General features: G+C 62.3%; 11 protein-coding genes, 1 tRNA gene and 1 pseudogene. 11 read left to right on the plus strand and 2 right to left on the minus strand.

The annotated features are described in order from the left end of the window. Positions 1–2 precede the first annotated feature (2 nt). The 4 genes from OKA04_RS01485 (at position 3) to OKA04_RS01500 (ending at position 3,679) form a co-directional block, all read left to right on the plus strand. On the plus strand, positions 3–1,460 hold the full coding sequence (locus OKA04_RS01485; protein WP_264499344.1) for a complex I subunit 4 family protein: 1,458 nt from the start codon (positions 3–5) through the stop codon (positions 1,458–1,460). Positions 1,461–1,503: 43 nt separating this feature from the next. Beyond that, entirely contained in the window at positions 1,504–2,979 is a 1,476-nt protein-coding gene (locus OKA04_RS01490) for an NADH-quinone oxidoreductase subunit N (protein WP_264499345.1), read from the plus strand. Between the two features lie 73 nt (positions 2,980–3,052). Next, on the plus strand, positions 3,053–3,538 hold the full coding sequence (locus OKA04_RS01495) for a hypothetical protein (protein ID WP_264499346.1): 486 nt from the start codon (positions 3,053–3,055) through the stop codon (positions 3,536–3,538). 68 nt (positions 3,539–3,606) lie between these two features. Further along, a tRNA-Ile gene (locus OKA04_RS01500) sits at positions 3,607–3,679 on the plus strand. An 899-nt stretch (positions 3,680–4,578) separates the two neighbouring features. Here OKA04_RS01500 and OKA04_RS01505 read toward each other — a convergent pair. Both OKA04_RS01505 and OKA04_RS01510 read right to left on the minus strand, forming a co-directional pair. Next, positions 4,579–5,877 carry an MFS transporter gene (locus OKA04_RS01505; RefSeq protein WP_264499347.1) on the minus strand — a complete coding sequence of 433 codons (1,299 nt, stop codon included), beginning with the start codon at positions 5,875–5,877 and terminating at the stop codon, positions 4,579–4,581. A 77-nt stretch (positions 5,878–5,954) separates the two neighbouring features. Further along, positions 5,955–7,250, minus strand: coding sequence for a cellulase family glycosylhydrolase (locus OKA04_RS01510; protein WP_264499348.1), 1,296 nt, complete (start codon positions 7,248–7,250; stop codon positions 5,955–5,957). Between the two features lie 79 nt (positions 7,251–7,329). Between OKA04_RS01510 and OKA04_RS01515 the strand changes: the two genes are divergently transcribed. From OKA04_RS01515 to OKA04_RS01540, 7 genes and pseudogenes are all read left to right on the plus strand, one after another. Beyond that, on the plus strand, positions 7,330–7,806 hold the full coding sequence (locus OKA04_RS01515; protein WP_264499349.1) for an RNA polymerase sigma factor: 477 nt from the start codon (positions 7,330–7,332) through the stop codon (positions 7,804–7,806). Beyond that, positions 7,803–8,225: a hypothetical protein gene (locus OKA04_RS01520; protein ID WP_264499350.1), complete on the plus strand. Its 423-nt coding sequence runs from the start codon at positions 7,803–7,805 to the stop codon at positions 8,223–8,225. Before OKA04_RS01515 ends, OKA04_RS01520 begins: the two co-directional genes overlap by 4 nt. 34 nt (positions 8,226–8,259) lie before the next feature. Next, a complete protein-coding gene (locus tag OKA04_RS01525) occupies positions 8,260–9,045 on the plus strand; it encodes a PDZ domain-containing protein (protein WP_264499351.1) in 786 nt (261 codons plus the stop codon). A 194-nt stretch (positions 9,046–9,239) separates the two neighbouring features. Next, positions 9,240–9,815: pseudogene (locus OKA04_RS24605) on the plus strand (YdeI/OmpD-associated family protein); the annotation flags it as partial. Then, a complete protein-coding gene (locus tag OKA04_RS24705; RefSeq protein ID WP_425503650.1) occupies positions 9,807–10,268 on the plus strand; it encodes a DUF1801 domain-containing protein in 462 nt (153 codons plus the stop codon). The pseudogene OKA04_RS24605 and the gene OKA04_RS24705, both read left to right, overlap by 9 nt. Positions 10,269–10,498: 230 nt before the next feature. Then, positions 10,499–10,948, plus strand: coding sequence for a hypothetical protein (locus OKA04_RS01535; RefSeq protein ID WP_264499353.1), 450 nt, complete (start codon positions 10,499–10,501; stop codon positions 10,946–10,948). A gap of 577 nt (positions 10,949–11,525) precedes the next feature. Then, a complete protein-coding gene (locus tag OKA04_RS01540; protein ID WP_264499354.1) occupies positions 11,526–13,214 on the plus strand; it encodes a putative manganese-dependent inorganic diphosphatase in 1,689 nt (562 codons plus the stop codon). The last annotated feature ends 3 nt before the right edge of the window (positions 13,215–13,217 follow it).

Raw genomic sequence — 13,217 nt, forward strand, 5'->3', positions numbered from 1 at the left:
CCATGCTCCTTGTCCTCGTCCTACTCCCGCTGCTGGCTTTCGTCGCGATGATCGCCGGTGCGCCCGCGCGCAAGGCAGCCATTGCCGCCGGTGCGGCCAATCTCGTGCTCGGACTCTGGGCAGCCACCTCGTGGCAGTCCGACCGGTGGTCGATCTCGCTGCCGGTGCTTGAGAAGCCCGCGCTCCACATGGCGCTCGGCTTTTACGACGGCATGAGCGTGATCATGGTGCTGCTGTCGGTGATCGTCACCCTCGCCGCCGTGCTTTCCGGCAAGTCCCCGGAAGGCCGCGAGACGCTCTACTACGGCTCCTCCATGCTGATCTCGGCCGGTGCCATCGGTGCCTTTGCCGCCACGGATCTCTTCTTCTTCTATGCCTTCCACGAGCTCGCGCTGATCCCGACCTTCCTGATGATCGGGATCCTCGGACGCGGCGACCGGAAGGAAGCCGCCTGGAAGATCACCATCTATCTCGGTCTCGGCTCCATCATCCTGCTCGCCGGTCTCGTCTGGCTCGCGAATCTCGCCGGGACCTACGAAATTCCGAAGATGCTGGATGCCGTGAAGAACGGCACGCTGGCGATCGACGCCGCCTCGCAGAAGGGCATCGCCGCGCTACTCATCGTCGGCTTCGGCGTGCTGGTCTCGCTGTTCCCGTTCCACTCGTGGGCTGCTCCGGCCTACGCCAGCGCCCCGGCACCGACCGCGATGCTTCACGCCGGTGTGCTGAAGAAATTCGGCCTTTACGGTCTGCTCCGTCTCGCCATCCCGATGGTCCCCGAGGGCCTGAATGCCTGGCTCGTGCCGCTCTGCGTGCTGCTGCTTGGCAATATCCTCTGGGTCGGCTTCGTGACCATCAGCCAGAAGCGCCTCGATGGCATGCTCGGCCACTCGTCCGTGATGCACATGGGCTACATCTTCCTCGCCATCGCCGCTCTCGCCGCCGCGGAAGCGAACGGTGTGGTCAATGAAATCGCCCTGCCAGCCGCGGTCCTCCTGATGTTCGCCCACGGCGTCTCCATCGCCATGCTCTTCGGCCTGGCCGACCGCATCGAGCGGAATACCGGCACGCTGGAGCTTTCCGACCTCGGCGGCCTTGCCAAATCCGCTCCCGGCCTCGCCTTCCTCTTCGGCATGGTCGGCATGGCATCCATCGGCCTGCCTGGTCTCGCGAATTTCGCGGGTGAAGTGATGGTCTTCCTCTCCGCCTTCCGGAACTACGTTCCCGCAGACGGCCTCGGCCCGGTGCAGATCACCTGCATCATTGCCATCTGGGGTGTGGTCATCAGCGCCATCTACATGCTCCGCGCCTACCGCCGGATCTTCCAGGGCGAAAGCGTCCGCGCCACCGACGGTGCCGCCGACCTGACCTTCGCCGACCGCATCCCGGCGCTGATCCTCGCGGTCGCGCTGCTCGCCGTGGGCCTCTATCCAAACCTGCTGCTCCAACTTCTCAAGTGATTCCCTCTGATCGCCGATCACCGATCACTTCTCACCTCTTCCCATGCCCGCCTACTACCTAGAAGCCCTGACCGTTTTCCTCGGCCTGCTGTTGCTGATGGTCGAAGCCTTCGGTCCCAGCAACTCGAAGAAGTTCGTCGGCTTCACCGCCGCTGCAGGGCTGGCTTTCATCCTCGTGCTGTCGTTCTTCGCCTACGGGCCGGAGGCAAAGCCGGATGCCGCCTGGGCCAAGTGGTCGCTGTGGAATTTCTACGCCTTCGACGGTCTCGCCCGCTTCTACAAGGGCTTCGCGCTCGTCACCACCATCCTCGTGGTGCTGATGTCCATCGACTTCCGCTCGATCCTCTCGCGCTTCACCGATAATCCGGGCTCCGAGGCCGGCACCGGAGAATATTACGCGCTGCCCGTTTTCGCCTGTGCGGGCATGATGTGGATGGCCTCGGCGAAGGACCTCGCCGGCGCATTCGTAGCGCTCGAACTGGTCACCATTACCTTCTACATCCTCGTCGCCTTCCTCCGCCGGAATGTCGGCTCGCTTGAGGCCGGGGTGAAGTACCTCATCCTCGGTGCACTCAGCACCGGCTTCCTCGTCTATGGCATCGCCTGGATCTACGGTGCCACCGGCACGATGAGCCTTGAAGGCATCGGTGCCCAGGTCGGCACGCTGACCAATACCGCGCCGCTTCTTTTCGGCATCGCCCTCATCCTCATCGCCCTCGGCTTCAAGATCGGTGCCGTGCCGATGCAGGTCTGGATCCCGGATGTCTATCAGGGCGCGCCGACTCCCACGACCGCCTTCCTCTCCGTGGGGTCAAAGGCCGCGGGTTTCATCCTTCTCATCCGTTTCCTCGAGCCGCTCATGCAAGCAGGTTCGCCGGTCGCAGGAAAGGTGACGCTGATGCTCGCGGTCATGGCCGGAGCCACGCTGCTTTTCGGTAATCTTGCCGCGATCTCGCAGACGAACTTCAAGCGCCTGCTGGCCTATTCCTCGATCGCCCATGCCGGATTCCTCGTCCTCGCGCTGGCAGCTTGGAAGCCGGAGACGGTTGATAGCCTCGGCTCGATCGGCAGCGTCTCCTTCTACCTCGCCACCTACCTGCTCATGACGCTCGCCAGCTTCTTCGTGCTGGCGCAGGTCCGCATCCAGAGCGAGTCCGAGCAGATCGACGCCTTCAATGGTCTCGGCAAGCGCAACCCGACCCTCGCCATCGGCCTGACCATCATCATGGCCGCCCTCGCCGGTGTTCCGCTCACCGCCGGTTTCCTCGGCAAGTTCTTCGTCTTCGCGCTCGCCGTGGAGGCAAAGCTCTGGTGGGCCGTCGCGCTCGCCGTGGTGGGTGCCGCCGCTGGCTTCTACTACTACTTCAAGATCATCCGCGCCATCTGGTGGGAGGCTCCGGCCGCTGACTCGAAGCCGCTGGTTCTCTCCCAGATCACCCGCACCTGCGTCGTCGCCCTCACGCTGGCCGTGATCGTCCTCGGCGTCTGGCCGCAGCCTGTCCTCTGGCTGCTGAATTGATCCGCTTCAGGCACCCGGTCGCATTTCTCCGGCCGGGCATCGACGTTTCCGGCTGAGTTTCCTATCCTCCGGCATGTCCCGTCCTCATGCCCGGTGGATGAATGTCGCCGCGCTCTCGTTGCTGGTCACCGCGCTGATCGTCTTCGTGGCGTTTCATTTCATGGTGGTCGACTACGCATCGAGCCCGATGGGGAAAAATACCATGGGGTGGCACCTCTGGCCCGAGCTCTACCGGTTCGTTAGGATGGGGAATTTCTCCGATTCGGAATCGACCATTGCGGCCACCTGCTTCCTTTGTGCGACCCTGTTGGTAGCGCTCGCCCCGTTTTCGATTTCCTTTCTCCAGAAATCGCGACTGGCGTGGTGGGTGGTCGTTATTCCTGCGGGCGTGGCCACCTTTGGTTTCGGCGGGACCATCGGAATCGAGCTTCTCAACTCGCCCGCCTCATTCGGTCCCGGCATTCCCTGCCTCATCGCCAGCTTCGCCCTGAACTTCACCGGGCTCCTCCTCATCCGCCGCGAACCCACCCCGGAGCCAGTGGTCGATGCCCCGACGTGATCACAATCGTCCTCGGCGCTTGCCATGCACCCACAACTCCGCCAAACCATCTGCGCCAACTGCGGCACGGGCCTGTAGCTCAGCGGTTAGAGCAGGGGACTCATAATCCCTTGGTCGTGGGTTCGAACCCCACCGGGCCTATAGTCTTCTGGTAGCCGTCGCTGGATTCCGGCGGTGCAGGTGTTCCCGAGTGAGGTGCGCTCGATTGGCTCCGTTCTTCAATGGATTGGGCTGCTTTTCATTTCGGGATTTTGTGGAGCCCTCAATTTCGAAGTGGCCGCCGAAAGGCTGGAGTCACAAGCGAACCCAAGACCTCGTGTCCATCTGATCTGATACATCAGCATTCCTCGCGTCGGCTCCGGATCATCCTCCACGGCTCCGTGGAGGCAATGGATCCCAGGGCTGCGAATAAGGATTCCGAGTCGGCGAATATTGGCTCATCGGGTGATGAGGGTGAATGGCAGAGACAGATATTGGCTGAATGATTGGATCGTCTGGCTGCAATCTCTCACTGCATCCTGCTCCAAGGAGAATGATCGGGGAGGGCTGTAAAGATGAACTCCCTCAGAGGGATCGGACTTCGAGCAATACCCGTGAATCGACCAACGCCAGCTTCCCGGGCCTGAGCGTGTCACCACGTGTTGCACACTTGCCCGGAGCTCGATGATACAGCTCAAGTCTGTCCGATGGGCCCACCATTTGCCCCACTTGTAGCCACATTCGCGCCGGTGGGAATCGATGGTGAACTTGAACGGAAGTGCGGCGATTCGAGTTTCCCAAGCCAGTCGCAAGAAAACCGCCGCGAAAATCAGACCGACGAGGGAAGCGAGATATGCCCGCGAGTCGGGAGGGGCCGCGCTGAGAGGTGGCGATATCGATCTCACCGAGAGGAATGCGGTCGTTATCGCCATCACCAAGAACGCGGTTCCGAACCCTGCATATGCCACCCGCCGGGCGGTAGCTAGAGATGGTAGGACCAGTTGCGCGGACATCTTCGAAAGGGAAATCGGGAAAGAGCTGATCTGATCTAGCCGCATTCCTCACGTCGGCTCCGGGTCATTCATCCCGCCGGGGGAGGGGCTGGCTTCCTGGCGCTTTTCCACGGTCCGGATGAGGCCGAGGTAGGCGACGGTGCCGAAGAGGTAGAGGACGGCGGTAGTGATGAAAACCTGCCAGTAGGGGAGATCGTGCGAGCGGAGGATCTGGAAGGTGCGCGCGGCGAGCCACCAGGCTCCGCTCCAGATGGCGCCGTTGCAGGCGCTGATGAGTTCGCGGTTCCGCTCGCCGACGTAGCTCATGGTGAGCTCGCTGGTGGAGGGGCCGGCCATGCTCATCAGCGGCTGGCGGAGGATGAAGCAGCCGATGGCCAGCGGGAGCGCCCAACTCGCGGCTTGTTGCAGTTCGGTCAGGCCCATCGCGGCGAGCAGCACCACCGCGATCGATTGGACGCCGAGGATCGCGCCGCGCCAGCCAAAGCGGCGTTTCACCTCCGGGACGATGAGCCCGGCGAAAAGCACCAACACGTTGCTGATCGAGCCATAGGCGGAGTAGGCTTTCGAGCTGAGGTGATGGACGTGGCTGAAGAAGAGATTCAGGAACTGGATGCTCAGCCCCGCCCCGGTGGCGATGCAGAGCGTGGGCACCAGCGAGCGCAGCAGCACTGGCCAGTCTTCGCGATGGACGTGTAGCCAGTGACGGGCCGCGCTTTTCTCCGGCACGGGGTCGGGCAGCCTCGCATAGAGAAACGGGGCGGCGCAGGCGACGATGCTCATGAAAAGGAGGGTGGCGTGTTCGTCGAAGATCACCGTCGTCCCGGCGATCTGCACCGTGCCGATCGCCTGCAGCGCCGTGGAAAGCAGGCCGCCGCAGATGCTCGCCGCCGCCCAGGTCGCGAATTGCAGGCTGAGCGCCTCGCTGGATTGCTCTTCTGGCACCATCCGCATCGTCATCGGCAGGCTCGCCACATTCAGCAGCAGTCCCGCGAAGCCGGAGATGAGGAAGGAAATCGAAGCGGCATTCATCATGCCGAGCCGCACCGTTTCGAGCGATGCGAGGGCGGAAAGCGGGAAGAGGATGGACCCGATGAGCAGCGGCAGACGCAGCGGCTTCCCCCGCAGCCAGAGCCCGGCCGGAATGGCGAGGAAGAGCGTGGCGACAAACCGCTGCGAGCCGAGCGCCGCGATCTCCGGGTCATCCAGCCCGCGCTGCTTCAGGTAGAGATTCAGCAGCAGGAATTGCGCGGTGGTGATCAGATTGATCAGGAATTGCCCCGCGGCAAAGAGCACCACCGGCCGCGGCAGGGCACGATATCTCTCCAACCAGGCAGGCAAGCGCGGCATTGCGGCGCGTTGATGAGGCTGGCCGACGACCGACGCAAGGGATTTGCCGATTGTGGCGATCCCCGCGGCGGCTTTGCTCAAGGGGCCTTCTGGAAGGTCAGGTAAACCGGGCTGCCACTGACCATCGTCTCCACCGAGTCCGGTGTCGGCTGCAGGGGCAGCGCACCTTGTGGAGCATTCGCGGTAGTCGGCATCATCGTCGCGGCGATCAGCTTGCCCGGGGTTTCATCGATCACGGTCAGGGCACCCTTGCTCTCGCCGGTAGGAGCCCACACCGCCCAGATGATTTTTCCGTCGCTTTCGTGGCGATACTCCTGAATGCGCAGCGCTGGGGTATTCCTCACGATCTTCGCGAAGCGGTAGTCGCCGAGTGTCGCCTGCAGGTGGCTCACGGCGTGGTAGGAGGGCTTCGGTTTGAAATTCCGCGTGAGTCCGGAGCTGGCATGCAGGCTCGCCTTGTCCTCGTCATTGAAGAAATAGAGATAGGCCCGCTCCACCGGCATCGCGGAAAAGACCAGGAAGGAGCGCACGAGCCACTGCGCCTGCTGCTCATCGGTGACGCCTACCCACTTGGCGAAGTCGCCGGTCTTCTCCTGCGGCTGGGTGGTGCTGTCGTAGCCGAATTCGGTGATCCACACCGGCTTGCCCTTGGCGTGCTGGTCGCGCCAGCGGCAGAGGTCCTCCACGTCCTTCAGGTAGCGGGGCAGGGCGGGGTCCTCGGGAAAGCTGCGCTTCCACGTCGGCCAGCCTTCCATCTGGGCATAGGTGTGGATCGTGAGCACGTCGGTGAGATCGGTCAGGCCGGTGAGGCAGGAGACGCTCTTCTCGTAGTCGCCGCTCTTCCCGGTGGTCAGGTTGCAGGTGGCGATTTTCAGCCTGGGATCACCGGCGCGCAGACCCGTGGCCATGGCCTTGTACATGCGGGAGTAGTCAGCATCGCTCCACTTGCCCGGCTCGTTGCCGATCTCGACGGACTCCACCAGCTTGCGATTGCCGGAGGGGCCGAATTCCCTGGCGAATGCCTGGCCATAGGCTTCGGCGTCCTTCTCGATGTCCTTCCATTGGTCCCGCGGGATGGACTCGAACATCAGGCAGGCATTCGTCACCCAGCCGTGCTTTTGCCACGAGCCATACACGCCGCTCCAGTCCACCTTGTTCTTCGCGAAAGGGAACTCCGGCAGCACCGGGGTCTCCTTGCCCAGGTCCCACTCCACCGGATGATAGTCACGGACGAGCCGCGCGGCGGGTTGGTAGAGCTCCGGCTTGAATTGCACCGTGTGGCCATTGATGCCGATGAAATCCTTCATCAGCGGCGGCTGGGCGGCGGAGAAGCCGGAGAGGGCGAAGATGAGTGCGGGAGACAGGCGCATCATGGCAAATACGTGACCGCCGGGAAATTCTTCGCTCCCGGGTGATAAATCCAGCGCCGCGCTCCGCTGTCCGGGTGAAAGCATGGCATCTCCCACACAGGACTGGAACGACTGGCTCGCGGAAAACGCGGCTCGCTTCCTCCTTTTCGCCCGCCAGCAGACGCGCTGCGAGCACGATGCGGAGGACGTGTTGCAGGAGTCGCTTGTGGAGTCCTGGCAGCGCGCCGGTGGCAGGCCGGATGCCCCGCTCGTCTTCGCAACCATCCGCCGCCGGGCCATCGACCTCGGTCGTTCGAATGACCGGCGGGTGGTGCGCGAGCAGGAGAGCAGCGAGCTTTTCAGCCCGGCGGGCAGCGATCGTGAGGCGGCCGAGATGCTGGCCCACGAACTCCGCCGCCTGCCGCCGGAGCAGCGGGACGTGCTCACGCTGAAATTCTGGGGCGGGCTGACCTTTGCCGAGGTCGCCGCCACGCTCGAGATCCCGCAGGGTACCGCGGCCTCGCGCTACCGGCTGGCGCTCGAGTCCCTGCGCGAAACCCTGACCCCTTCACTGACATGAACTCCGACGAAGACATCGAAGCCCTGCTCGGCCGGGTGGCCCCGGCTTCGCCGTCCACCGACCTGATGGCCCGTCTTCAGGCGGCCCAGCCACCGGTGAGGAAGCCCGCACCGATCCTCCGGCTCTGGCTGCCGCTAGCGGCCGCGGCGGGCATGGCGGTCGCCTGGCTGTGGCCAGACCCTCCTGCTGCTCCGCAGACCATCGCGAAGTCACCGGAACTGCAGCCGGTCGGCAGCGTGCAGCACCTCATGGAAGTCGCCGACCTCGGGATCGTGGTTGGAGAAAATGACCAACCCGTCCGGCTGATCCGCACGCGCTGGATCGATGAAATTTTCTACGCCCCGGTGAATGGAGGAGAACCCGTGAAGGAAGGCCGCGTCCGCGAGGAGGTGCTGCCTGTATCCTTGGAAATCTACTGAAAAGACAAACAACAACCAAACCACTGCCATCATTATGAAGACCACGACATGTCTGTTCATCGCCGCGCTTTCCGCAGCTGCCTCGGCGCAGGAGCCCCTGCTCGCACCGGGTGGGAAGGCGGAGGCCCGGATCATCGGTATCCGCAGCGAACCCGCCGCGGACGTCACCATCCTCACGCCGGAGACGGCGGAACTTGCCGAGCCGCTGCGCTGGGCCTTCGGTCAAACCACTGCCATGGGCCATGAGGTCGTGCGCACGGGGCCTGTCGGCTTCCTCGGGCTGAATGCGGTGATCCTGCCCGGCGAGTTGTCCTCACATCTCTCCATCCCGCAGGACACCGGCCTGCTGGTCCAGCTCGTTGCAAAGGACAGCCCCGCCGAAAAGGCCGGCATTCAGGCCAATGACGTGATCGCGAAGCTGGACGACCAGATCCTCATCGACCCGCGACAGCTTTCCGTGCTCGTGGCGAACAAGAAGGAAGGCGACATGGTGAAGATCATCTACATCCGCAAGGGCGAGACGCACGAGGCAGACGCGGTCGTCGGCCAGCGCGAGGCGATTGCCGCTGAGAAGCGATTCGGCAAGACTGGGGCCGATGTCTTGCTGGAGCGTGCCGGTGGTGCTCCGCTCCGCACCTTCGTCCGCCGTTTTGAGATCCCCGGCGGCGGCGAGATGAAGGTCGAGGGCTCCGTGGCCGAAGACATCACCGTCGTCCCCGCGACTCCCGTGGCACCTCCGGCGGCGGAGAGCGAGGATGTGAAGAAGCAACTCGAGGAGATCCGCGCGATGCTGGAGGCGCTGCAGCAGAAGGTGAAGTGAGGTAGCGGCAGGGCTCCTGTTTTTCAGTAGGCGATCCGGCGTGGTGGGAATGGTTCCTGCCGCGCCGGATTCGTTAGGGCGGGTTTCCTGACGGTCTCATCCGTCGGAGGGCGGAAGGAATGAGTCGCCATGGGAGCGCGTCCATGACTATCTCGGCTTGCTGTTGAAGCATGGATACGATGGCGAGCATGGAAATGAACCCGAAGGTGGACGCCGTGTTGGAGAAGGCTCCGAAGTGGCAGGAGGAGTTTGCGAAGTTGAGGGCGATCGCGCTCGGCTTTCCGCTCAAGGAGGAGCTTAAATGGGGACAGCCGTGCTACTCGCTCGATGGGGCGAATGTCTTGCTGATCCATGGCTTCAAGGACTACTGCGCCCTGCTGTTTTTCAAAGGCGCGCTGCTGAAGGATGCGAAGGGACTTCTCGTCCAGCAGACCGGCAACGTGCAGGCGGCGCGGCAATTGCGCTTCAAGGATGCCGGTGAGATTTCAAAGCTGGAGGCCGTCGTGAAGGCCTATATCAAGGAAGCGATGGAGGTGGAAAAGGCCGGGCTGAAGGTCGAGCTCAAGAAGACGACGGAGTTCGAGGTGCCTGTCGAGTTTCAGGCGGCGATGGGCAAGGATGCCAAGTTGAAGGCCGCCTTTGAAGCGCTCACGCCGGGTCGGCAGCGGGGATACCTCCTGCACTTCGCCGCGGCCAAGCAGTCGAAGACGAGGGAAGCGCGCATCGACAAATGCATGTCGCAGATTCTGGCGGGCAAAGGCCTGACCGATCCGCCTGCCGAGAAGAAGGACAGGCCCGGGAAGTTGGAGAAGAACAGCGACGGCGTGGTCCTCCTGTCGGGAGGAAATCCGCAGATCGCGAAGGGCTATGGCGATGCTCCAGTGCAGGCTTACATCGAGGCAATGCCCGGCTGGAAGCGCGACATCGGCAGACAGCTCGACGACCTGGTCACGCGTACCGTGCCCGGCGTGAAGAAAGCGGTGAAATGGAATTCACCCTTCTACGGAGTCGAGGGGAAAGGGTGGTTTCTCAATGTCCACTGCCTCACCAAATATGTGAAAGTCACCTTCTTTGCAGGGAAATCACTCAAGCCCAATCCTCCGGGCAGCACCCCGAAGAGCGGGGAATCGAGCTGGATCGACATCCACGAAGGCAAATTCGACGAAGCCCAAATGACGAAGTGGCTGAAGCAGGCCGCCAAACTGCCGGGCTGGATTCCTTGACCTGAGCCGCCGATGACCGTGCTTTTCTTACGAGCAGCGAAGTTTACTGAACGTCTTGAATTTTTATCAAGAGTTTCAAGAAGCCGGTGTCCAAGGGTTTGATTTAGTGTTTTGACGTTCTGAGATGAGACTGGTCCATGGCTCAATTGACGGGTCGTGCAAAATACATCATCGAAAATTGGATAAATGTCTTGAGGCTAACAAAAGCCGCGCTTAGTTGCCCAATCGTCATGAGCGCAAAGAAAACAAAAGGAAAGCGATACACCGAAGAAGAGAAGGCTGAGATTCTCTCGTTTATCGAAAACTATGGTGGTCGCGGTGCGCAGAGCGCTGCTGCCAAGAAATTCAAAGTCAGTGTTCTGACGCTTTCGAATTGGCGGAAGAAGGATGATGGCGGCGCTCCTGTCAAAGGCTCGAAGAAGGGTGCCTCTGCAGGTGCTGTCTCCGGCTTGGATCTTGAGATCGCCACAGCCAAGTGGCTCACCAAGCAGGGCTTCGAATACGAGCTTTTCCAGAGCCTCAGCAGCGGCACGATCGATCGCAAGGCGAGCAAGGGCATCGAGGCACTCGGCCTGTTCTCGGGCGGAGACTATACCTTGGCCCGTATCGGCAAGGGTGGCGAGCCGGTGGTGGAGATCACGCTCTCCAAGCTTCTTGAGCTTACCAAGACGAAGGCCTGATGAATTATTAGTTTTGATTCACTAAACCGGGGGCGGAGGACTTTGATTCTCCGCCCCCTTTTCTGTTGCCGATGAGGAGAGTTGGCTCCTTCTGCGTTGGCTTTGATGATGATTTTCGCTAGTCGCGGACGGTTGGCATAGCTGAAGTTGTTCCTCCTGTTTGTCATGTAGACTAAACCTTATTGTTTTAAAAATTTAAAGCCGCTATCGCGGTGATTTTAAAAACACAGGAAGGCACAAGTATTCTGCAAGTTTTGCATGGATGAGCAGGTCGCTCATCCAAACGACCGTGATCCTGTGCGAATTCGTTGATGATATGTTTTCGGTGCCGATGTGATGGTCCGGATGGGGTAGGTGCTGGAATTCCCGGCGTGGAGTTTGGACTCTGGCCGAGTCTTGGCGGCGAAATGCGTTTGATTATCAATCGCGGCCCGGCTTCGTGCTGTGGTTCTTCCCATTCCCAAACGCCCGGTGCACGGAATCGTCAGGATACCCTCATCGCGTGGTGGCGGCCCGGCTTTGGCGCTTGGCAAGCAGGGGGGATCACCTAGTTTTCACGCCCCTCCCCAAGCCCTGTATGGAACCGCCTCGCCGCCAGCTCCCGTTTTACGTCATCGGACACAAGAACCCCGATACGGACGCGATTTGCTCCGCCATCGGAAACGCTGCGCTGCTGCGTGCCACGGGCGAGCCGAATGCCGTCGCGGCTCGTTGTGGCGAGGTGCCGGCCCGAACCGCGTGGGTGCTGGAGAAGGCGGGCATCGAGACTCCTCCGCTGGTCTCCGACGTGCGGACTTCCGCCGGCCTGATCTGCCGCCGGGACGTGGTGCAGGTTTCTCCCACGGACACATTCCTAGTCGCCTACCGCCGGATGCTCGCCAGCGGCGTCCGCTGCGTGCCAGTGGTCGGAGATGATGGCTCGGTGCAGGGGATTCTCCGCTACCTCGATCTTCTTGAGCTTCTGGTCCCCGGGGACGGCAGCGGGCTGCAGGCGCGGACGGTGAATGTCTCGCTCGGCAAGATCGCCACGACCCTGCAAGCGGAGAGTGTCGGCGCGGAGATGCCCCCGCCGGATGTGGAGGAAGAGCTGGTCCTGCTCGTCGGCGCATCCTCGCAGAGCACCGTCGACCGCCGCCTGAAGCAGGCGGCGAAGGAGGGGAACGTGAGCAATTTCTTCGTGATCTGCGGCGACCGTCCCGTCGTCCAGCACTACGCCATCGAGAATGGTGCCCGTGCGCTGCTCGTCACGGGCGGGAATGGCGTCGAATCCTCGCTGCGCGACATGGCCCGGAAGCGTGGCGTGGTCATCCTGATGTGCAATCAGGACACGGCGAGCTGCTCGACGCTCATCCGCTGCTCGCGGACCGTGCGCCACGTGATGGAGACGACTTACTCCACGGTCCCGGAGGATGAGCCGGTCTCGCGCGTGCGAAAGGGACTCGCTTCGTTGGAGCAGGATCTTTTCCCGGTGATCGACCATCACGGAGAGATGATCGGTGTCCTCTCGAAGTCCGACCTGATCGATCCGCCTCGGACCCGCTTGGCACTGGTCGATCACAATGAATTTGCCCAAGCCGTCACGGGCGTGGAGGAGTGCGAGATCGTCGAGGTGATCGACCATCACCGCCTCGCAGGCGACCTCGTGTCGCGTGAGCCGATCCGCTTCCTCAATGAGCCGGTTGGTTCCACTTCCACACTGGTCGCGCGGAAATTCCGCCACCGCTATCTGGAGCCGGACAAGGGGACCGCGCTTTGCCTGTGCGCCGGGATCATCGCGGACACGCTTTGCCTCACCTCGCCGACCACCACGGAGCTCGATCACGAGATGCTCGGATGGCTGAGCGGACTCGCGGACATCGATCCTGCGAGCTTCAAGGAAGAATTCTTCGCCGTGGGATCGCTGCTGGCCACCGGGACGGCGGACTCGATTCTCAATGCGGACCGCAAGGAGTTCGTGGACGAAGGCGCGAAGGTTACCATTGCGCAGGTCGAGGAACTCGGACTGCAGGGCTTTGAGCCCCGACGGGAGGAGCTTGAAAAAGCCCTGAAGGCCTTGGCCGCGGACAATGCCTACGAGTTGGCCGTCCTGGTGGTGACCGACATCGCGGAGCACCACAGCGTGGTACTTGCCGCGGGAAATCCGCGCTATGTCGCGAATCTCCCGTATGCCCGCATCGATGCCAGCCTCTACGATGCACCGGGCGTGGTCAGCCGGAAGAAGCAAATCTTCCCGGCTGTCTGCCAAGCGCTTCGCAAGTCGGGCTGAGCG

The sequence above is a fragment of the Luteolibacter flavescens genome (assembly GCF_025950085.1).
Taxonomy (GTDB): Bacteria; Verrucomicrobiota; Verrucomicrobiia; order Verrucomicrobiales; family Akkermansiaceae; genus Haloferula; species Haloferula flavescens.